The organism is Leptolyngbya boryana PCC 6306 (assembly GCF_000353285.1).
Classification (GTDB): Bacteria; Cyanobacteriota; Cyanobacteriia; order Leptolyngbyales; family Leptolyngbyaceae; genus Leptolyngbya; species Leptolyngbya boryana.
Window position 1 is genome coordinate 2,952,375 of record NZ_KB731324.1, and the last position, 21,485, is coordinate 2,973,859.

Sequence of the window (21,485 nt, forward strand, 5' to 3'; positions counted from 1 at the left end):
ACTGAAAAAGCGAAATGTGGAGAAAGATTTCCTGTGAGTTTTCAAGAATTTGCATTGTTTCTGATGTCGATCGTGGCAGGTGTTGCAGGTCAGTTTTTTCTCAAATCAGGAGCATTAAAACTGGGGCAACTCACTTCTAATAATGCCGTGAGTCATGTTCTCAGTATTGCCACAACGCCTGAATTGGTGATTGGACTAGGATGCTATGGAGCGGGTGCAATCTTATACATTTTGCTGCTGACTCGTGTTCCTCTCAGTATTTTGGCTCCGGCAGTTGCATTGCAATATGTATTTTCGGTGCTGCTCGGGAAATTCGTCTTTAATGAGCAGATTCCGGTGATCCGACTGTTTGGATTAGCGTTTATTATCTGCGGTGTTGTGATGCTGATGGCAAAAAAGTAATTAGAGATAGCGTTTGAGAATTTCGGCGGTTTGGTTCGCAGTAGTTTGCCAGCTAAAAGATTGAGCGCGATCGAGTCCTTTTTCTCTCAGTTGGGTTCGGAGGCTTGAATCTTGGACGATCGCATTCATCGCATCGAAAATTTCAGATTCACGGTAAGGATTGACTAAAATCGTCGCATCGCCTGCCACTTCAGGAATTGAGGACAGATTAGAAGTAATGACGGGAGTTCCACATGCCATTGCTTCGAGTACAGGTAAGCCGAAACCTTCCCACAGACTGGTAAAAACAAGCGCAGTGGCTTGATTGATCAATGCAGGTAATTCTGCATAGGAAACATAACTCAAGAATTTAATGCGATCGCGAATTCCCAAGCTTTCAGCCTGTTGTTGTAACTGAGGGGTAAATCTTGGATCGGGTGAGCCTGCGATCCAGAATTCATAATCTTTAGGAAGTCGAGAAAAAGCGCTGAGTGCTCGACCAATATTTTTATAAGGGTCATGTCGCCCGACGTAGAGAAAGTAATTTTTAGTGGGTAAATCTAGAAATCTGAAGTGCTGATTGTCGTAAGCAAGTGGAATGACTGTGATTTTATTCGATGGGATTTTGTAGAACTCGATCGCATCATTTGCCGTCGATTCTGAATCGCTCAAAATATGCTGAGCTTGGGCAAGAACATGGGGAATATAGAATCGATAATATTGAGTGAGTGGTGATGTGAAACGCGGAAATCGAAGCGGAATAAAATCGTGTAATGTCACGATATAGCGACATTTTGTAAAGATTGGAGCTTCAGGAATTGGAGAGAAAATGAGATTACTCTGAAGCTGATGATAGATTTTAGGTAATTCAAATTGCGTCCATTTCAATCGATTGAAATGCCCTTTTGTCCCTTGATCCGGTGTGAGTTGATCTGAAATCGGATAACACTGGTAAGGAGGGATATTTTGTCCAGATAATAAAACTGGATCAAGCGCGCTTAAACCAGGTAGTAAATTTTTTGCATAGACAGTGTGACCTGTCGGTTTTGAAGCTAAAAATGCAAGATTGACTAATATCACAGAACTAAGATCACAGAATTGATCGATAAGCTTTCAATGTTTCTTGAGCCGTATTTTCCCAAGAATATAATTTAGCTTGTTCTTTGCCCTTTTGAATCAAATTCTCGCGTAAAGTGCGATCGCGAATGACGTTCAAAATCGCTTCTCCTAAATCTTCGATCGCATTTGGCTCAATCAATAGTGCCGCATCGCCCGCAATTTCTGGCAGAGATGAGACATTCGTTGTCACAACAGGTGCACCTAACGTCATTGCTTCTAATACAGGCATTCCGAACCCTTCGTAGTGCGAGGGATACACAAATACATCTGCATTTCGGTAAAACTGCATGACTTGAGCGTCGGGAAGATAATCGAGATGCTGAATTTCACTTTGATACGGCGATCGCGCAATTTGATCAAAAATAGGTTCGTATAACCAACCTTTTTGACCGATTAGAACTAATTGATGCTCAATTTTATAATTTCGCTTTAGATATTCAAATGCAGAAATCAGCGATCGAATATTTTTTCTCGGTTCGATCGTACTGACAAATAAAATATAAGGTTTCGGAAACGAGAATTCAGGAATCGGCTGATCAACTTGATAACGACTGGCTAAATGAGTCACCCAAACTCGATCTGGATCAACCTTGAGATACTCAACGATATCGCGTTTAGAACTATGCGAGATGGTCAAAATTAAATCTGTCCAACGCAGGCATTTTTTTAACCGTTCTGTATAAGCGCTAACCGTTGAATTCGTAAATTCAGGATACTTGATAAACGTCAAATCATAGATCGTAATGACTCGACGACTTTTCCGAGTTGGAAAAACAGTATAGTTCGTTCCATGCACAATATCAGCTTGCTGGAAACAGGCTTCTAAGCCATTAGAAAATAAGAAGGGAAAGTCAATAATTAAATTCGACAATCTTACCGGAAGTGGAAATAGATTAAGACGCGAATAAGCTCGTAAATAATCAGGAAATGCGAAATCTCCCTTGAGCCATTTCTTGAGTCCGGGCTGATAGATGAGTTCTAAATCTGGAGAATCTTGCGATCGCATCAGCCCTTGAATCAAGTTTGAGACATAAAACCCGATTCCACTCGGTTTCGGCATCCAAGGGGTGACATCGATCGCAATTTTCATTGGGCTTCGCTCAATTCCTTCAAGTCGTGATCAACCATTAACTCGACCAACTGCTTAAACGGATATTGCGGCTCCCAATTTAGCTGTCTGCGGATTTTATCGATCGAGCCAACGAGCTGCACGGCTTCATCCGGTCGATAAAAATTCGGATCGACTGAGACATACTCCTCCCAATTCAATCCCACACAGTCGAAAGCAGTCTGCACTAACTCTCGAACGGAGTGCGTTTCACCGCTGGCAATGATGTAATCATCGGGTTGCTCTTGTTGCAACATCATCCACATTGCCCGCACGGCATCTTTCGCATAACACCAATCCCGCTTCGCGTCTAAGTTTCCAAGCTTCAACTCTTTGGCTAAACCCATTTTGATCAAGGCTGCCCCACGAGTGATCTTACGAAAGACGAACTCTGTGCCTCGACGCGGAGACTCATGCGTGTAGGTCACCCCACAACAGCTATAGAGTCCATACTGCTGGCGATAATTGATCGTCATCCAATGCGCGTAAGCTTTTGCGACTCCGTAAGGATTTCGAGGTCGAAAGGCGGTTCGTTCGGTTTGAGGCGACTCATCGGGTTGTCCGAACACTTCACTACTAGATGCTTGGTAAAACCTGGCATCTGATTTACAGCGACGAATCGATTCGAGTAACCGTGAAACGCCTAGAGCAGTATATTCTGCGGTCAAAGCGGGCTGTGTCCAAGACAGCGGCACATAACTTTGAGATGCCAGATTATAAATTTCGTCGGGTTGGGCGTAGGAAACGGCATCCATTAACGAACATTGATCCAGTAGGTCACCGGATAAAATCTCGACGGTTCCTGATAAATGGCTAATGCGATCGGCATTGCCCGAACTCGATCGACGAACTAACCCAAAGACTTGATAGCCCTGCTCTAGCAAAAGTTCTGCGAGATACGATCCGTCTTGTCCGGTCAGTCCGGTAATGAGTGCTTTTTTCACGATGATCTTGCTCGATTTAAGCTGATGAACGTTTTACCTGAATGTTGCAGAAGCAGCCATAAAATTGTCGGCAATGACTCGCCAATCATACTGCTGCTGCACTCGCGTTCTGGCGGCTTCGATTCGGGTCAGTTGAATCGTTGAAGACTCTGATCGCACTTGCGCGATCGCGCTTGCAAACTGGTCAACTTCTGCGACGATGCAGTGTTTGCCATGTTCCACGCCCAATCCTCGGATTCCGGTTGGAGTCGAAATGACTGGGATGCCTGCCGCAAAGTACTCTAACATCTTTAGGTTTGTCCCTGAACCAAAGGTGACTGGATTGAGTGCGACATCGGCAATCTCTAAAACGATCGCTTTTGTCTCTTCCTCTACTTCTCCTAAAAATCCCACATTCTCCGGGCGTTTTTTATCTTGAAATGCCCAACCTACACTTCCAACAATTAGAAAATTGATATCAGGCAGTGATGGAGCAAGATTCAAAATGGTTTCAACGGCTTTGAGGTTTGGATCGTGCCAACTTCCCAAGAAAAAAGCAGTAAAGTTATTAGAAATTCCTAACTTTTCTTTCATCGATCGCCGTTTTTCTTGAGAAATATATGCGATCGCTTCAGTGTCTACTCCGTTTGGAACCTCAATCATTTTATTGAGATCAATACCGTAAATTTGATTGAGCAAATTCGCATCATTTTGCGAACAAGTCATGATCAATTGACTCGCGTTACAGCATTCTAATTCGACTTTTTTAATCGATTCTAAGAGCTTCCGACTGACCGCATTATCCGGGAGGATTTTCGCTTTCAAATCGACTTCAACGTCTTGGGCTTCATACCAAATCGGTTTATCCGTAATCGATCGAATGGCGGGATAGAGGTAAGGATGACAAGCAATGACGAAATCTGAAGATGCGATCGACGTTTTTAATGCTTCAAGATATTCCGGAGTCAAATGAATCAAATCCGGCATAACGATATCGGTAATTGGAACTCTAGTTTCCTTTTCGATTTCTTGTTCTTTTTGCTGATGTTCTGCCGATTTAGGGATACGAATTTCGTAAACATGTTCGGCAATCTCACCTGCAAACGGAACCTGATCGAATCCGGTGACTGAAACAAATTCGATATCGAAATATTTGGCAAGATGTTTGTATAAATGGAAAACGCGGCTTTGTCCGCCTCCGCGTGGAGGAAAGACTGAAAATGTAACCGCGATCGTAATTTTTTGGCGAGATTTACTCATTCCATTGCTCATCGTCTTTAAGGGAGGTTCGCTTAACAAACGAGTGACCGTATTTTCCCAAGTAATTGTCTCAACCAGTTTTCGACCTGTGAGTCCCATTTGCTTGGCTTCTGTACGATGCTGATAAAAATAATCTATTCGTTCAGCAAGTGCAGCAGGTTCGGGTAAAACAGAAAATCCGGTTTCTCCATTAATGACAAACTCGTTCGGACCACCCGCATCGATTGTGGTTAAAACAGGTTTTCCACTCATCATGGCTTCAATCACGACTAAGCCATAATCTTCGTCATAAGGAAGATACGGAACTGCGATCGCATTGGCATACAGCCCAATTACATCTTCGTCATTGACGAATCCAAGAAATTCGATGCGATCGTCGTCTCCAGCTAACTCTTTTAACCGTTTTTCATCCGGTCCAGTTCCTGCAATTTTAAGCTGAACTTTTGACTTTACAAAGCGCATGGCTTCGACGAGTAGGCGAATTCTTTTTGCACTGTCTAAACGGCTAATTGTGAAAAAATAATCGCTACTTCCCTGCTCAAATCTTCTCAGGCTTGAAGGTGGATAAATTACATCGATCGCACTGCCACGTGGAAAATAATTCTTTCGATTTGCGACATTATGAGAGATAGCAGTGTATTTCTTAATGGCTTTGGGATCTAAAGCAATTCCATCAAAATAGTGAATCAATTCTCGAACAAAAGCGCCAGGAAAATGGGCGGCTTCTTCGGGTAATTTCCCACTAGATTCTAACTGTTTAAGCTGTAAAAAAATCTCTGGTAAATCGCCACGTTTTCCTTGTTGAATTCGTTTTTGAAGACGAGAAAGGGTTGGATGATTTGTCGTAAATCGCTCCGGTAAACCTGTCAAATGATAGGCATCATATAAGCCTCGCAATCGGTGTAGCATATAGCAAACATGATTCGGATGCTTGACCATCCAAGCCGGATATTTGCCGGAAATGACCAAATCAAAATGGCGCAAATCTAGCTCAGAAAATTGCTGATAACTATCAATCAACTCTGAAAAGTTCTGCTCTGGGCTGGGCAGTTTGATCAACTCAGCCTGATGCGATGTATTTTGATTGATTTCTTCTTGTAATCCCCACCAGAGTTTCTCGGCTCCACCAATACAAAATGGAACAGGACTGGGTGCAACGATCGCGATATGCATAAAATGAAAATTTAGAGACGAGTCGCAGTAAACGCAAACCGAGCATAGATCGAAGAATCGATCTCTTGTGCATTGCTCAAGTAGAAGAACTGGAACTTAAGTTTGTCTTGAGTCGGGCGAATGATTCTCTGCATAAAAGACTGAGGGCTATAAAAACGCCCGTGCCGATTTCCCCATCCTTCAGCGCAGTAAATGGTTGCAGTCTGATCAAACGGGACACCCGCAGGAACGCTAACCGTTGGATCAGTTTGAGTTGCTTCTTGATTAAAGACATAGAATGGCACAACGCAAACTGTTCCGCCTGGTTTTAAAACCCTCGCCAGTTCTTGAAACAGACCTGTATCTGCATCTTCTTCAAAATGCTCTAAAGAACAAGTGAGTGCTGCTTTTGTGATGAATCCATCGGGAATCGGCATATTACAAGCATTGCCGCCAATCTGATCGCCGTTAATTCCGTCAGGATACATAATGTCTTGACTGTAAGTTTTTGCTCCTGATAAACGCCGAAAAATTTCTGGGACAGGAGAATGTTCGCTGGCTAAATCGACAAAAACATCTTCTGAATTTAAACCTAATAATGAATAGCAAATATAGTGTTCTAATGTTTTCTCAGGCTGATTTCCTCGATAGTATTCAGAATAGCGTTTTGAGTATTCTGCGCTCTTGCAATACTCCTGATAAAGGCTAGGCTCGATTGAGAATTCATTAAATTCAATTCCAACTTGTTTGCCGAGTTCGATAATATTGGAGACGACTTCTGGGCGAGTATTCTCGATCGCATGATCAACCACAGAGCGTCCGCTGCGCCGAAGCTGTTCTACCCCTGTAGCAAAATCGAACTGAGCGACGTCTGGACGATAGATGTAGGGAGTTGGGCTTGTTTTGGTCGGTTTTCGATTGAGATTCTGAATCGAGTTCAATAAGCCTTTCAGAGAAATCATTACATTTACTCCACACAACAAGTTTCAACATCCTAATATCTTTTGCACAACATTAGCCCATGAAATGTCGAGTGCATTGTAGCGATCGTATCCTGCTGATCCCATTTCTTTCGCGATCGCTTGCTGTTCATAGAGATGATCAATCTTTTCGGCGATCTCCGTTGGATCAGCTTCTGTAATCCATCCGGTCTGCCCATTTACAACAAATTCAACGGGTTCACCCGAATCTTTGCAGGTAATCACAGGCTTGCGAGAGAGCATTGCTTCTAAGGTGACGTAACCGTAATCCTCGTTATAAGGCGCAAAAAAAACACCTAAACAATGTGCGTAATAACTGAGTTTCTCATTGTCGCTGAGCCGACCGAGCAGGCGGACTTTCTGATGGAGTCCAAATTGATCAATCAAACCTTGCAGATAAGGGTACTGACCGCCTTCGCCACCCATTAAGGCAACCACAGGCGATCGCACAAATCGCATGGCTTGAATCAGCAAATCCTGCCGTTTCAGAGTTTCTAATCGGCTCGGAAAGAAAATATAAGGTTCGGCAGGCGCGGTGTAAAACTGTTCTGCAAATTGGGGCGGATGATAGAGCGGGATAGAAGCGATTTGATTGAATTTTTGCAATCGCTTGGACACGGTTTTCGCGATCGTAAAAACGCCTCGAAATGTACTCAGGGCTTTCGTATCTTGTTCTGTAATTTCTTGTTTTAACTGTTTGCCTTCTGCACTGCGAGAAAATTCTGCTGTAAATTCAGTGTCCCATAGGTCATAAACACTGCGATGTTGATGTAAAAGCCAGCCCACTTTATTCGGATGCTGCAAATAGAATGCCGGAAATTTGAGACAGATCACACGATCGCATTGATAGCCATTCAAATTCTCAAAATTCTCAGATGCCCAAAGTTTCATACTTCGCTGAATTTCTGAGACAGGCGAAAATCGAAATGGCATCGCAATGATTTCAACCGAGTGTCCGGCTGCTTGCAGTGCATTTGCTAATCCGTCGGCTAAAATCTCCGCTCCGCCTCGAATAAAGGGAACTTGAACAGTGGCGATCGCAATTCTCATTCTTTTTCCTCGATCGCATCTAATCGAGCTTGCAAATCGCTAATTTCTGCCTGCAACTCTGAAACTTTTTTCACTAGGCTTTGATTCAGTAATAAAGTTTCTCGCAAAGCTTGATTGAGAGAGAAATTAACCGCTCGCTGTTCCTTGAAGAGAAAACTGTAAGTTTTCAAAGCGGCTTTCCCAAATCCTCTACCCAAGCTCCAGGGGAATCGTTTTAATTTGGCAGGTAAGTCGGTTCTAATTTGAGATTTTGCGCTGGCAGCATTCAAAAGTGCTTCGATATTGCTCGATCGAATTCGATTTGCCGCATCTATATTTGCAGGAGGTTGATATTGAGAAACGGTTTGTCTCTGGGCTGCTTCTTGCCGAATTTTATCGATCAGAGTGTCAATATTTACGGGGTCACTCATGTTAGATTCACTCCTTTTTTTGCTCTAATAACTTCACTTCAGGTTGACCCAATCGCTGTTTGATTTTCCACCAAACATTTCTCGCTTTCCAAAAAATGCTGTTCTCCATTTCTGAGATTGTTTGATGCGATCGCGCAATTTCTGCGTCTGCTTGCTGGCGAAACTGTGTAAATTCATCAACAGTTTGTTCTAGCGAAGATTGTGTCTGCTGAAGCGAAAGTTGTGTTTGCTGAAGTGTTAAATGAGTTTGATGATTCTGCTGCTGAAGTTCAACGAGTTGCTGATAAACTCCATAGAGTTCTTCTCGCAAAAAATGAGTGGAATCAAGCGTGTACCTTTTTGCCTGAAAGTATTCAGAATTCTCGAACGGTGCTGAGATTGCAATCCCTTGTTTTAGCTCATCATAGTAGCCGCGTCGAACTGCTTGGGTGATCGGAGTTCCGTCATTGAATTTGCTAAAAGTATAAGGAAACTGCCGCGTTTTCTCATAGCTATTCTTCAATAATTTGTCTCGATAAATATCTGCTAACTCTGCCCAAGGCGAAGTAATTTCTTCGGGATAAAGAGACGTATTTTTAGAAACAAAATGAGGACGATCAATATCCCATCCACTAAAGTGTAGAAACAGGAGAGGTTGACCGTTCACAAGTACATTTCCTTGCATGTCTCGCTCAAATGTCTTTTCATAGAAATTCCAATGACCAATATTGGTTCCTGGATGCTTTAAGAATTTGAAATCCGAGAAATAAAGCACGGCAAGATTCAGCCATAACTGGTCTGCGGCAAGTCCTCTCGGATCTCCGATCGCACAATCTAAAAAACAGTAATGAATTAATCTGTCCTTCCACCATTGGATAAATTGTCGGGTTTGCTCGGTTCTTCGCAATCCCATAAATCCACCGTTATTGATGCCATGAACTAAGAAGTTAATCTCATGGTCAGCCTGCTCTAATGGGACAGGTCGGCTACAGTGTGGACTAAAGATTAATGATGTTTCAGAAAGTTCTTGAAAGATTGGCTCTAGAGAATCACAAATTAAAATATCGCAATCGATAAACAGCCAGCTTTCAGCCGTTGTATGTTCCAGAATGTATTCATGCAACAATCCCCGTAGCGCACAGCAAAACTCTAAGGGAGTGTAATAGAAACTCATCTGAGCGATCGCATCTTGCTCGGGCAGATCTTCTAAGTAAATTAGCTCAAAAGGCTCCGTTTCTGGTTGAAAATAATCCTCAACCCGATCGGCAAGCAAAACATATAATTTTGCTTCTGGATTATGCTCGGTTAACGTTTCAGCTAAGGTTCGAGCATATGCCAAATAGCTCTTCGTGACGACAGTGCAAACAATTCTTTCAGGCATATTCTTCAACGCTCAACTATTCTTGAGTTGGCAATCCCAATTTTCGCTTGAGTTGGAACCAAGTTGCTCGTAACTTCCAGAATTTACTACTTTCCATTGCTTGAATTCGAGTCTGTGCAGCGGCGGCAAGTTGATTGACACGATCGAGTTCAAGTCGGGTTTGCTGAAGCTCTTGATTGAGCTGGTTAACCTGGTCTGATTGCGGTAACGTTTCAGTTAGAAGTCGCATCAAAAACTGAAATGCACTCTGCGAAATACTGGTTTGATTTTGCAACTGTGATTCATCTACATTCACGATCGCTAAATATCCATCAGCATTCTCGATCGCAGAAAGATTTTCTAAATACTCACGCTCAAAGAAATCCTTCGGCAGAGGGTTCTGATAACTCTCAAATCTCACGCCTTTTAATGCAGGTGAAATCGGCTTAACAATATGACTCGAAACGCTGTAGTGCTGCCCTAAAAATACCGCTTCACCAAACGTGCTCAACACCAATTCTCGAAACTCAGGAAATCGGAACTTATGCAAATGAAACTCACTGATCCAAGGCGCAACGCGATAATCATTTGGACAAGACAAAAACAGTTGTCCATCTGGTTTCAGTAAGCGTCTGAGTTCAACTACAAACTTTCGCGGATTCGGCAAATGCTCGATCGTTTCAAAGGAAACAATCACATCGAACGAAGCATCTTCTAATTGCCGCACATAATGAGCATCGGACTGAATAAACGTTGCATTCGGATGCGCGTGAAACTTAGATGCAAAATTCACTGCCGACTGATCCACATCGACCCCAACAACTTCTAAAGCGCCTTGCTGAGCGATAAACTGTGTCCCATACCCCGTTCCACAAGAGATATCTAACACCCGTTTTCCAACGACAAAGGGTGCAACATACGCATAGCGAATCATATGATCCACATTTGCAAGCGAAGTATCTGTTCCTGTCTCGTACACTGGCATATGCCGTTCGCTAGTCGGTGTGTAATCGGCAACTGGGTCAGATGAGATCATGGGCTTCGCTGTCAAAAGAATCGAAGATAGTATACCAAACTGATTGAATCTCCAACGGGAAAGTGGTTCCCGCGAATTCTCGATCGTCAGATAGATTTCAGCAAACCGCGCAAATCACTATGATGCTTAGCGTTGTTCGCGCTAAAACGGTACATGATCGTTAATCCGACTCAAAACGGCTGGCAAATTATTTATCATCGGGCACATGCGCTCCTTGCTGCACAGATTGCAGGGCAGTGGTGCAGAAAAGATGCTCCTCCTCGGCTGTATGAAACTGTTGCTGCGATTTCTCATCATGACGATCTAGAGCGCGAATGGGATGAGAACAATCTGAATAAAGCGGGTGCACCAAAAGATTTTACTCAAGATAGCGAGCAAGAAACCGACTATGACAGCTTGCGGCGACATCTTGAAGGTTCGTTGTATCGCGGGCGCTGGGTGGCACTTTTAACGTCGATGCATTTGCTGCGATTGAATTCTGCAAAACGAGGAACCTCGCCGAAAGCAGATGCTTTCCTGGATGAACAGATCGAAAATCAGAAACGCTGGCGCAAAGATTTAGAAATCTCTGAAACAGATGCGACGCAAGCGTATGACTTTCTGCAATGGTGCGATCGCTGTTCGCTCATTCTCTGCCAGCAAGAACTCCCCGCCGATGAACGCTGGCTCGAAATCAGCAAAGCTCATGATGAGCAACGCTATGACATCAAGCAATTAGAAAACGGATTAGTCACTGTCAATCCTTGGTGCTTTCAAGACGATCAATTTACGGTAAATGTCGAAGCCGTCACCCTTTCAGAGGTCAAATTCAAAGACAACAAGAGTCTGACAAAAGCACTGCAATCTGCACCCCGTAAAGTTTTGGAATGGACGTTTGTCAAAGATGCCGCCTGAAATTGATCAATTACTGAGTCAAGGTGATTTGTCTGAGTTAATGCGAGCGATCGCAGAGTATTTCAATTGCGATCGCTGTTTTTTCTACCTTCGCAATCCCCAAACTCGTCTCGGTCGCGTTCCGTTTTGTTGGACACGCAATTCACAAATTCCTATCGTCTACGATGAAGATTGGAAACCCGAGCCGCAGTCTTTACCGGATGAAGATCCAATGTTTGCGGCAGCACTAGCGACGAAACCTTCTATTTTTGTCGAAGATGTACAAACGGCGAGTGCTGATGTTTTGAATGCAAAATTTGAGCGAGAGAACTTTGGACATCGGGCATTAATCCATGGTCATGTTTGCTATGACAATCAGTTGTGGGGAGTTTTGCAGCCTTGCATAATGGATCAGCCCCGACCTTGGACAGCAGCAGAACGGGGAATCTTTACAGAAATTATTCAACGGATCACCCCAATTGCTGTTGCATACATCAAACAGCAAAGCGAATATCCCCCAGAAGAATGAGGTAGAACGTGACAAAAGTAGTGTTTAGTACTTAGGAACACTAAACGCTCATCTTTGTCGATGTCTGGGATGAATCATACTCCTTTTAGCCGAACGCGGACGATCGATCGCATTCTTGTGGTTGACGATACGCTTGATAACTGTTTACTAATTCAGGCGATCTTGCAGGATGAAGGCTATCAAGTTGAACTCGCAGATAGCGGCAAGGAGGCTTTGCGAATTATTGAACAATCTCCCCCTGATCTAATTCTGCTCGATGTGATGATGCCAGAAATGGATGGATATGAGGTGACACGCCGAATTCGGGCAAATTCTGCATTGCCATTTATTCCCATTCTCCTCACAACCGCTTACGATCAGCCGAGTGTCGCTCAGGGATTAGATACCGGAGCAGACGATTTTATCCGCAAGCCTGTTCACTTTGACGAATTGCTGGCGCGAGTCAGAGCACTCCTGCGGCTGAAGCATAGCGTTGATGAGCGAGATCAGATTGCCCGACAAAGAGAAGATTTTGTGTCTCGCCTGACCCATGATTTGAGAACGCCGTTAGTCGCTGCCGATCGCATGTTGAATCTGATGGCACAGGGCGCATTAGGCGATCTGTCTGATGATGTGCAAGATGCAATTGCAACGATGATTCGCAGCAATTCTAATTTGCTGACGATGGTCAATACTTTGTTAGAGGTGTATCGCTACGAGGCAGGTCGCAAGACGCTAATTTTCTCTCCGGTGAATCTACTTGAACTGGCTCAAGAAGTGATTCAGGAGCTTTCACCTTTAGCGATCGACAAACAATTAGCGCTGAAGCTCGAAGCAGAAGCATCAGAAGAATATATTGCAAAAGGCGATCGCTTAGAACTGTACCGAGTTTTAACGAATTTGATTGGCAATGCGATCAAGTTTACGGATGAAGGTTCGGTCACTGTTCGCTTGATCAAAGTAGATACAGGGCTTGTACCTGCGATCAAAATTGAGGTGCAAGATACAGGAGCAGGCATCTCAGACAGCGATCGCGCTACGCTCTTTGAAAGTTTTATCCCTGGCAAACATAAGAAATCTGGCAGCGGATTAGGATTACACCTGACGCGACGGATTGTAGAAGCGCACAATGGCAGAATTAATGTCATGACTGAACCCGATCAGGGCAGTACGTTTACGGTTTATTTGCCGACGCATTGAAGATGGATCGAACTTTCAGAAGATGGCAGATTGGGCAGAATTTCATTCAATAATGGTAAGAAGTCGTTTGAGGACTGCCCAGGTTTGATATCAGGTTTGAATCCCCTTCAAGTTTCCCAATTCATGCTGATGAGTATGGGAATTCGGATGTATTCGTATCATTCCGAGCGAGTTCCCCGAAATAGTGCAGTACTCGTCGTGAGTAATCATCGCAGTGTCATGGATGCACTGGTGTTGATGAGTGCGATCGAGCGTCCGATCCGATTTGCTTGCCATCACTATATGGGACAAGTTCCTGTGATGCGTGAGGTGGTAAAGCAGTTGGGATGTTTTCCGTTAGAAAGTGATCAGCATCGGCAAGCCAGTTTTTTCCACCAAGCGATCGGTTTACTAAAGTCCCAAGAAGCTGTGGGAATTTTTCCAGAAGGAACGTCACCGATGGTGCAACCGCCTCAGCCGCCTGAGATGGGAAAATTTCACCGCGGGTTTGCACATCTCGCCTTGAAAGCTCCGATCGAGGAATTAGCAATCTTACCCGTTGCGATCGCGCCTGAGAAAGAGACGATTAATTCTGCGATCCCATTAAGAGTCTTAAGCTTTTTCGATCCCACCGAGCCGCTATTTGACCAAGATGGCTGGCATCCGCTAGTTTTGTATCAGACTGTAAATGTCATGATTGGGCATCCGATTTGGATGACCCCGACTCATCGGGCTGATTATCAAGGTCGGTTTGCCCGGAAAGCTGTGGTTGAATTAGTCGATCGTGCCCAAACTGAAATTAAATCCTTATTAGACCAAGGCTGTCCTTAGATTCTCATGCTGCATAGCTCTCCTTGTTTTCTGACCCCCAAAGCGCTACGACCTCAGTTCCCACTGTTTGTCTTTTTGCCCGGAATGGACGGAACAGGGCAATTGTTACGAGCGCAGACGGCAGGGTTGGAAGCAAGGTTTGATGTGCGCTGTTTGGCGATTCCGCCTGATGATTTGACGAATTGGGAAGATTTAGCGCAGCGGGTCGTGGATTTGGTCAAAGGTGAGATGATCGCGCCCCGATCAGTTTATTTGTGTGGAGAATCCTTTGGCGGCTGTTTGGCGATGAAGGTGATTGAGCGTGCGCCGGAGTTGTTCGATCGCTTGATTTTGGTCAATCCTGCGTCGTCGTTTAATCGCAGACCTTGGATTGGCTGGGGCGCACAGATAAGTCAGCATTTGCCGGAGGTAGCATACCATTGGTCTTCGGTGTCGTTGCTGCCTTTGTTGGCAGCGTTTCAACGAATTTCATCCGTTGATCGCCAAGCCTTGATTGAAGCAGTGCGATCGGTTCCGCAACCGACCTCGGTTTGGCGAATGAATTTATTGCAGGGGTTTGAAGTGCCGAGTGAGGCTTTGCGATCGGTGAACATCTCAACCTTGATTTTGGCGAGTGCGAAGGATCGGTTATTGCCGTCGTTGACGGAGGCTTATCGGTTGAAGGCGAATCTTCAGAAGGCTGAGGTTGTTGTGCTGCCGGAGAGTGGGCATACCTGTCTGTTAGAGGCAGATGTGAATTTGTATCAGATTCTGGAACAGTATGGATTTTTGCAGGAAGTCGCTTAGATTATGTAAGGTGATAGGCAACCAGTTTGATAAGTTGCCCATCACCTGTGCCTCGCTAGTTTCATTTCACGCCTATTATTGCGTTAGGCAATTCCTAACTCAGTTCGCGTCTTAATACCAGCAATGCCATCACTTTTGAGTCCAGCGGAACGCTGGAACGCTTTTACGGCAGCTTCTGTATTTTCACCAAAGGCACCATCGATCGCACCTGGGTTAAATCCCTTGTCTAGGAGTCGCTTTTGCAACTTGATTACTTCGGCTCCGGTTGAGCCAAACTTCAAATCTACAAGCTGAGAACTATTCTTCAGTTCTTCCTCTGTAAATTTTAAGCCCAACTGATCTGCAACTTGTTTCCTTAACTGTGGCAATTGATTGTAAAGCCAGTTCCCTGGACAATCCGTATTGCTGAAATCTCGGTGTCCTTTAATATTGAGTGGGCTAATATTACAAGAACTACACAGCGATGCACATAGTTCTACAAGGCTCTCCCATTGTTTCTCACCCATTTGAAAGGTCATGAAATTTCCTTCATTCTCAATTCCTGGAGATTGATTCCCATTGGCTAATTTGCCTTGATCTTGTGCAGCATGGGCAGATTGAACACAAAACCCTTGCTCTACAGCATCCAGTGAACCATGCCGACCTTCTAGAATAAATCCGCCAGTGGTATTCAAGAAGTTATGCCCTGAGTCTGACCAGGACTGCTTCATGTGACCGTTTTGGATATTTCTTGCAAACTGCTTTGCTCCTTCGATCGTTCCTTTTGATGGATCATTGGGAGGGTTCTGATTGTCGGTGTGATGAACGATGACATAGTTAGGAACCGTTCTTTTGAAGGGAGCGTTTTTGGGTTCTGCGGCTCCCCATTCAGATGTGGTAATGACTTTTGCGGTGAATGGCATAAATAACTCCTAATTCGTTGAGTTAATGGAGATCAAAGCGCCTGAAGATAAGCGTTAGCAATTTTTTCAATGTGATCTGCTAGATCCATTCCATTAATAATTCTTCTGGCATTCAAGAAATTATCTCCAATGAAGTCACTCAAACTTAGTTCCGTGAAACTACCATCCCGCATTCCTCGGACTAAAATTAGGGCGGCAACATCAGGAGAAGCTGCTTTTTCTGGCTGATTGACGAGATCGATACCTAGCTTCTCTTTCCATTTCGCATAGTTCACTCGCCCAGTGATTTGGACAAACCCTCTGCCTTTAAATCGAGGTCCGTCTCCAGGCTCGGTATTGCCTAAATCCCCTCGACCTTCATAAGCCCATCCATCTGCGATTTCCATCATGTACCGTCCAAAATGGGATTCATGTTCGGCAGTCGCAAACACATAGGCAATCTGTCTCGGATCGGTCACGCCATCATTGAGGCATTGATTCAGAATCAATGGTAAATTTCTTCGGGCAAAAGAACGAATTGGAGAAGGAGTCCGTGCAATCTCTAAAATCTCATCCACACTGCGAAACCCAGATGGCATGACCGCAGGATTAAAGTCACGGCTGACCATCCTGATCTCATCTGGGTCAACTTTCATTAATTCTGCCCATGTATTCTGATCAACCACTCCAGTCATCTGTAGTCCTTGTGGGACAAAGGGACTGCCGGGAGGACGCATTCGTTGAAACTGCTCAACGGCTGCCTGAGTGGTGGAACCAAATAATCCATCGATTTTTGCGTCTTTGGGTAACACTCCCCAGTCTCTTAAACGTCGTTGCAAAACCTCGACATCATCTACTAAATGAGGTGTATCGATAATGCCATCATTGAGTTTTAACTCAACTCTTTCAATTCCCATATTGCTTTCTCCAACCGGAATGGTGCTGTTTTTGCCATTACATGAATGATGTGAAAATTTAGGCTGGGAGCTTTAACGATCGACGGGTTTGCGGACCGACTTGTCCATCAACGGACAATCCTTCCTTTTTCTGGAAGATTTCGATCGCAAGTTTCGTTGCCGCATCATAAATGCCAGTGACCTGATCCGTTTGCAGGAAACCTAAAGCCAATAAAGCCTGTTGCACTTTTCGGACATCTTCTCCTTCCATCGGAGGTGTCAGGAGTTTGAGAATTCTGGCGCGAGAGAAACCGCCTGCGGGCGATCGATCTAACCGCGATGCGGTCAAAGGTCCATACTGACCATCTAGCCAGTCGGGAGGATGAAGTTGATCATCAGGATTCTGTTTATTCCAAAGAATCTGGAACGCTTTGACTCCAATATCCCCGATATCATCTCGAACGCCGCCACCAATATAGGTAAAATGGACTTCATCACCATCACCAAACCATTCCCATCCTTCTGCTTCCAAAGCATCTCTCCATTCCATCCAATCTGGAGTGTCAATGGCAAAGCCATCCTCGTGGTTACTTCTTCCAGGTTTGGCGGCAATGCTTACAGCCCTTGTCCCCTGCCAGCTAAACAAAAGATGTTGTTGTACAACGGTTCGATAGGCAGAGGTCAATCTAAGAGTTTTTCCACGTCTACGAATTGCACGTCGTAGCGCATCCTTTGCCTTCGGTTGCAAGAAGAAGTTAACTGTTGCCTCATCACCCGATACGTCTAAATCATCAAAGCTGACCAGAACATTCGGAATGAGTAGGTTTATCTCATCAATAATTTGCAGGCTCAAGCCTTTTACAGCACGGGTGCTGAAAGTGCCATCTGCACGAGTTTCGACCACCTCTCTAACGATTGGCATGGATGTTCTCCTTATTAGTTCAACTGACTTTTGGAAAGATAAAGTTTGAGAATTCACGATGAAGACAGCCCCCAATGCTTTAAGGCACTTGTCTTACTACTAGTCCTCACTGGCGTGTTATCTCTATCAAACCTATCTGTTGCGATCACGTCTTGTCAGTCGGAAGCAGGTCGGGTAAAAGTCGGATAAAGGTTGGGTAAAGAAACAGTAGATTTACGGAGCAATCAAATAAAATTCTATGGGAAACTGAAAAAATACTGAGAAACGAACGGAAAGCAAGCGATCGATATGGATTCCTTTCTTATGGGGAAGGTCCTGGCTTTCAGCTTGTATCAAATCAGGGTGCATTCCCAAGCAAGTCACCGATTCACTAAGTCTCGTCCATCTGGACTATCGAATAACCCCTATCGCTCCGTCAGCTTACCAATTCACCTGTATCGACAAGGATTGAAGGGATGACTGCTGAAGAAGGATTGGAACTTTTAGAACAGATTTTAGCGCCAACCTCATTAAATAAAGTACAGAGCCTTGTTTTTAAGCACGCTTGGGAGGATCGATCGTATAAACAAATCGCGGATGAATTTGACTACACCTTGGGATACATCAAAGATACGGGCTGTGAATTGTGGCAACTGCTGTCAACCGTCTTCGGGCAAAAGGTGACTCGACGCAATTTTCAGACGATTCTCAAGAACTGGGTTCAAACTGGAACCCCAACACGCAACCTTGAAAAAGATGTTCAAATTTCCGAATTCACCCTGCACGATCGTATCGACTGGGGAGAAGTCATTGATGTTTCTCGGTTCTACAATCGCATCATAGAGTTAGCTACCCTGAAACAGTGGATTCAGCACGATCGCTGTCGATTGATTGCCATTCTGGGAATAGGTGGTGTGGGCAAAACAGCCCTGTCGGTCAAGCTAGCGGAACAGGCTCAGGACGATTTTGAATTCGTGGTTTGGCGAAGTCTACGTCATGCACCTTCCCTACCAGATTTACTTGCCGACTTGATTCCGTTTCTGTCTCAGCAGCAGACAGTAAAACTTCCAGAAGTCTTGGATGCCCAGATCTCTTGCTTGATGAGATATCTGCGCCAGCGGCGATGCTTACTGGTGCTCGACAACGTAGAATCTATCCTGCAAAGTGGTGAGCGCAGTGGACGCTATTGCCAAGGTTATGAAGCGTATGGTCAGTTGATCGCCCGAGTGAGTGATGAACGGCACCAGAGTTGTTTGGTGTTGACCAGTCGAGAAAAACCAGCAGAAGTGAGCATTCGAGAGGGAGACATACTGCCTGCACGATCGCTACAACTTACCGGATTAAAAGCTTCCGAAGCTCAGAAGATTCTGGATGAGAAAGGATTGCATGAGTCAAATGCCTATTGCCGTCAGTTGATTGAGTACTATAGTGGCAATCCGTTAGCGTTGAAGATTGCTGCTGCCACCATTCGATCCCTGTTCAATGGGGATGTGAAGGCTTTCTTGAATCAGGGAATCATCGCTTTTGGAGATATTAATGAGTTGTTTTATCAGCAGTTTGATCGTCTGTCTCAGCTCGAACAGCAGGTGATGTATTGGCTTGCAATTTCTAGAAAATGGCTCATGCTAGAGGAATTGCAAGAAGGTATTATACCAAAAACCTCACGGAGAGAGCTATTGGAAGCTGTGGCATCGCTGCAAGCCCGATCGCTGATTGAGACCAGTACTGCGGGATTTTCTCAGCAACCTGTGGTGATGGAATGCTGGCATAGTATGCCTCGATCACTATCTAATTCCACTGGAATTCCGACCGGAAGTGCTGCATTCTCGCCGTCATGTCCGAACGGTAAGCCTGAAACGATCGGAATTCCTAGATCCGAGAGTCGATCGCGTAAAACCTCTTCAACTTGAAAGCTGGGAATATTGGCAGGCGGATCGCACTGGCTGAATCGTCCGATCGCAATTCCCCGAATTTTTGCCAAAGCACCGCAGGTTCGCCAATGCGTTAACATGCGATCGATCCGATACGGGGCTTCTGTGACATCTTCGATCGCTAAAATTACGTCGGTTAAATCGGGTTGCCAAGGTGTAAACAGTAAATGGGTTGCAACGGTGAGATTTGCAGGAAGTAACAAGCCTGATGCTTTGCCCATGCCCCAACCGTTTCCTTGCAGCATCGGCAAAGCTCGACCTTCAACCCAATCAAACAATCGGGCTTGTGACCAATCGGGTTCAGATGCGATCGTCGTCAACAAAGGTGCATGAACGCCAGAAATACCTTGTTCTGCATACGCCCAGAGCAAACTTGTAATATCTGAAAAGCCGATCAGCCATTTCGGCTCAACCGATGGAAACGACCATTTTTCAAGTAATCTTGCACCGCCCCAACCACCGCGCGCGCAGAGAATGCCGCGACAGTTCGGATCTTGAAGCGCGGTTTCCAGTTGAATGCGGCGATGTTTATCGGTTCCAGCGAGATAGCCATAGCGATCGTCAAATCCGGGAGTCAATTCAACTCGATAGCCTCTTTGTCGCCAGACTTTTACCCCTTGCTGAAATGCCGTCAATTCGCGCAAGGCTCCGCTTGGGGCAATCACCCGCAATAAGTCACCCGATCGAAGTGGAGCCGGAATCTGACAGCGTTTCATAGAAGTATCCGTAAGATGCGTTTTGGCTGCGCTTAAAGCTTAAGCTCCAGGCTAAGCACAACCGAAACTCGAATTTCGGGATTGTACAATGCGATCGAGCCAAATTTCTAAGCGATTTCCCATCGCGCTCAAAGAATACTCCAGTTCGGCATCCTGCCGACACATTGCGCGATCGATGTGGTCGAGTTTTGCGATCGCGCTGACTAATCCCTCAATGCTATCGGGTTCAACTAACCAGCCTGTTTTACCATCTTTGACAATTTCAGCAGGCCCACCGCGACGATAAGCAATCACCGGAACACCACACGCTAGCGCTTCAATCGCAACATTGCCAAATGCCTCAACCCAACGCGGAGTCATCAACAAAGCTTGTGATTCTCCTAAAGCTTTTTGTAAGTCTTGTGTTGGAAGAAACCCGCAGTACTCGATCGCAGCATCGGGATAGTTTGCTTGAATGCTTTGCCAATAAGATTCGTCTTGAATCACGCCCCAAATTTTTAAGGGGATTCTCGCTTTTTCTATCGCTGCGACGGCATCTTCTAAGCCTTTCTCCGGCGCGATTCGACCCACCCAAGCTAATTGATGTTTCGGAGTTGGATTGAACTGATATTGAGTCAGATCAAAGCCGTTTTTCAAATTGAAACAGGCATCTTTGAAGCGAAAGGTTTCGGCTTGAGCAAGGCTATGAACGGCGATCGTGGTTGGAAAGCTGGATGCAACCTGTTCAATGATGTGATCCATTGCATCGGTGAGTGACCCCATGCTCACTAAATGCGCGATCGCACAATCGAAAAAGGGCGTGAGATAGAACGGCAACCAATCATAGGCAAAGTTGATGATCACGTCATAGTCGCTTTGATTGTGACGCGCATAGTCCCACATCTTGCCCAACACTGAATTAGGAGGCAACGTTACTAAGGCATCTCGACCTTGAGATTGAGCAGTAATTTGCAGATGACCGGGAATCTGAATCAGCGGAATGTCTTCTAAGGCAGAACCTTCGGGTGCAACGACCGTGACAGAATGATTCAGAGCAATCAGCGATCGCGCAATATTTGTCAGTGTTAATTCAACTCCGCCTCCTAAACCAGAACCGATCGCACCAACGGGTGTTGAGAGTAATAAGAGTCGAGCCACAAAATGTCTTGATGAACAGCTAATTGATCTTAGAAGATAACGTTGACCGCGATCCAAGAAAGGTAATTGCCATAATTTAGTCAGGCTT

Annotated in this window: 20 protein-coding genes and 1 pseudogene; 7 read left to right on the forward strand and 14 right to left on the reverse strand. The window is 44.9% G+C overall.

The genetic code is table 11. The annotated features are described in order from the left end of the window. Positions 1-33: 33 nt before the first annotated feature. Positions 34-402 (forward strand): DMT family transporter, encoded by a 369-nt coding sequence (locus tag LEPBO_RS0114825; protein WP_017288365.1) that lies wholly within the window; start codon positions 34-36, stop codon positions 400-402. On the opposite strand, the gene LEPBO_RS0114830 is transcribed toward LEPBO_RS0114825, so the two are convergent. From LEPBO_RS0114830 to LEPBO_RS0114870, 9 genes are read right to left on the reverse strand one after another with little or no spacing between them, the layout of a single operon-like run. Then, positions 403-1,461 (reverse strand): glycosyltransferase family 4 protein, encoded by a 1,059-nt coding sequence (locus LEPBO_RS0114830; RefSeq protein WP_017288366.1) that lies wholly within the window; start codon positions 1,459-1,461, stop codon positions 403-405. Between the two features lie 10 nt (positions 1,462-1,471). Continuing rightward, positions 1,472-2,590 (reverse strand): glycosyltransferase family 4 protein, encoded by a 1,119-nt coding sequence (locus LEPBO_RS0114835; protein WP_017288367.1) that lies wholly within the window; start codon positions 2,588-2,590, stop codon positions 1,472-1,474. Beyond that, the gene (locus LEPBO_RS0114840; protein ID WP_017288368.1) at positions 2,587-3,552 is read right to left on the reverse strand and encodes a GDP-mannose 4,6-dehydratase; all 966 of its coding nucleotides are present in this window, start codon (positions 3,550-3,552) and stop codon (positions 2,587-2,589) included. The genes LEPBO_RS0114835 and LEPBO_RS0114840 overlap by 4 nt, the downstream gene beginning before the upstream one ends. A 33-nt stretch (positions 3,553-3,585) precedes the next feature. Beyond that, positions 3,586-5,964 carry a glycosyltransferase family 4 protein gene (locus LEPBO_RS0114845; RefSeq protein WP_017288369.1) on the reverse strand — a complete coding sequence of 793 codons (2,379 nt, stop codon included), beginning with the start codon at positions 5,962-5,964 and terminating at the stop codon, positions 3,586-3,588. 11 nt (positions 5,965-5,975) lie between these two features. Then, positions 5,976-6,905, reverse strand: coding sequence for a class I SAM-dependent methyltransferase (locus tag LEPBO_RS0114850; RefSeq protein ID WP_017288370.1), 930 nt, complete (start codon positions 6,903-6,905; stop codon positions 5,976-5,978). 24 nt (positions 6,906-6,929) lie between these two features. Continuing rightward, the gene (locus LEPBO_RS0114855) at positions 6,930-7,973 is read right to left on the reverse strand and encodes a glycosyltransferase family 4 protein (RefSeq protein ID WP_017288371.1); all 1,044 of its coding nucleotides are present in this window, start codon (positions 7,971-7,973) and stop codon (positions 6,930-6,932) included. Continuing rightward, entirely contained in the window at positions 7,970-8,383 is a 414-nt protein-coding gene (locus tag LEPBO_RS0114860) for a hypothetical protein (protein ID WP_017288372.1), read from the reverse strand. Before LEPBO_RS0114860 ends, LEPBO_RS0114855 begins: the two co-directional genes overlap by 4 nt. Positions 8,384-8,390: 7 nt before the next feature. Beyond that, positions 8,391-9,743 (reverse strand): hypothetical protein, encoded by a 1,353-nt coding sequence (locus LEPBO_RS37115; RefSeq protein ID WP_017288373.1) that lies wholly within the window; start codon positions 9,741-9,743, stop codon positions 8,391-8,393. A 16-nt stretch (positions 9,744-9,759) separates the two neighbouring features. Then, positions 9,760-10,758: a class I SAM-dependent methyltransferase gene (locus tag LEPBO_RS0114870; RefSeq protein WP_144056204.1), complete on the reverse strand. Its 999-nt coding sequence runs from the start codon at positions 10,756-10,758 to the stop codon at positions 9,760-9,762. A 153-nt stretch (positions 10,759-10,911) separates the two neighbouring features. Between LEPBO_RS0114870 and LEPBO_RS0114875 the strand changes: the two genes are divergently transcribed. The 5 genes from LEPBO_RS0114875 to LEPBO_RS0114895 all read left to right on the forward strand — a co-directional run bounded on the left by LEPBO_RS0114875 (position 10,912) and on the right by LEPBO_RS0114895 (position 14,935). Further along, positions 10,912-11,652: a DUF3891 family protein gene (locus tag LEPBO_RS0114875; protein WP_017288375.1), complete on the forward strand. Its 741-nt coding sequence runs from the start codon at positions 10,912-10,914 to the stop codon at positions 11,650-11,652. Further along, positions 11,642-12,160, forward strand: coding sequence for a GAF domain-containing protein (locus LEPBO_RS0114880; protein ID WP_017288376.1), 519 nt, complete (start codon positions 11,642-11,644; stop codon positions 12,158-12,160). The genes LEPBO_RS0114875 and LEPBO_RS0114880 overlap by 11 nt, the downstream gene beginning before the upstream one ends. A gap of 69 nt (positions 12,161-12,229) precedes the next feature. After that, positions 12,230-13,339: a sensor histidine kinase gene (locus LEPBO_RS0114885; RefSeq protein WP_051077861.1), complete on the forward strand. Its 1,110-nt coding sequence runs from the start codon at positions 12,230-12,232 to the stop codon at positions 13,337-13,339. A 96-nt stretch (positions 13,340-13,435) separates the two neighbouring features. Beyond that, on the forward strand, positions 13,436-14,149 hold the full coding sequence (locus LEPBO_RS0114890) for a lysophospholipid acyltransferase family protein (RefSeq protein WP_263970827.1): 714 nt from the start codon (positions 13,436-13,438) through the stop codon (positions 14,147-14,149). 6 nt (positions 14,150-14,155) lie between these two features. Next, positions 14,156-14,935 carry an alpha/beta fold hydrolase gene (locus LEPBO_RS0114895; RefSeq protein ID WP_017288379.1) on the forward strand — a complete coding sequence of 260 codons (780 nt, stop codon included), beginning with the start codon at positions 14,156-14,158 and terminating at the stop codon, positions 14,933-14,935. An 83-nt stretch (positions 14,936-15,018) separates the two neighbouring features. Here LEPBO_RS0114895 and LEPBO_RS0114900 read toward each other — a convergent pair whose 3' ends face one another. From LEPBO_RS0114900 to LEPBO_RS40980, 3 genes are read right to left on the reverse strand one after another with little or no spacing between them, the layout of a single operon-like run. Next, positions 15,019-15,837: a peptidoglycan recognition protein family protein gene (locus LEPBO_RS0114900; RefSeq protein ID WP_017288380.1), complete on the reverse strand. Its 819-nt coding sequence runs from the start codon at positions 15,835-15,837 to the stop codon at positions 15,019-15,021. A 32-nt stretch (positions 15,838-15,869) separates the two neighbouring features. Continuing rightward, on the reverse strand, positions 15,870-16,733 hold the full coding sequence (locus LEPBO_RS40075; RefSeq protein ID WP_017288381.1) for a peptidoglycan-binding protein: 864 nt from the start codon (positions 16,731-16,733) through the stop codon (positions 15,870-15,872). A 58-nt stretch (positions 16,734-16,791) separates the two neighbouring features. Then, positions 16,792-17,634, reverse strand: a complete 843-nt coding sequence (locus tag LEPBO_RS40980; protein ID WP_017288382.1) for a peptidoglycan-binding protein — start codon at positions 17,632-17,634, stop codon at positions 16,792-16,794. A 455-nt stretch (positions 17,635-18,089) separates the two neighbouring features. Between LEPBO_RS40980 and LEPBO_RS43985 the strand changes: the two are divergent. Beyond that, a pseudogene (locus LEPBO_RS43985) lies at positions 18,090-19,073 on the forward strand (NB-ARC domain-containing protein); the annotation flags it as partial. 278 nt (positions 19,074-19,351) lie between these two features. Here LEPBO_RS43985 and LEPBO_RS40985 read toward each other — a convergent pair. Continuing rightward, positions 19,352-20,260 carry a S66 peptidase family protein gene (locus tag LEPBO_RS40985; RefSeq protein ID WP_071596161.1) on the reverse strand — a complete coding sequence of 303 codons (909 nt, stop codon included), beginning with the start codon at positions 20,258-20,260 and terminating at the stop codon, positions 19,352-19,354. Positions 20,261-20,311: 51 nt separating this feature from the next. Next, complete coding sequence (locus tag LEPBO_RS0114930; protein WP_017288385.1) at positions 20,312-21,397, reverse strand: glycosyltransferase family 4 protein; 1,086 nt, start codon at positions 21,395-21,397, stop codon at positions 20,312-20,314. Positions 21,398-21,485: the final 88 nt, after the last annotated feature.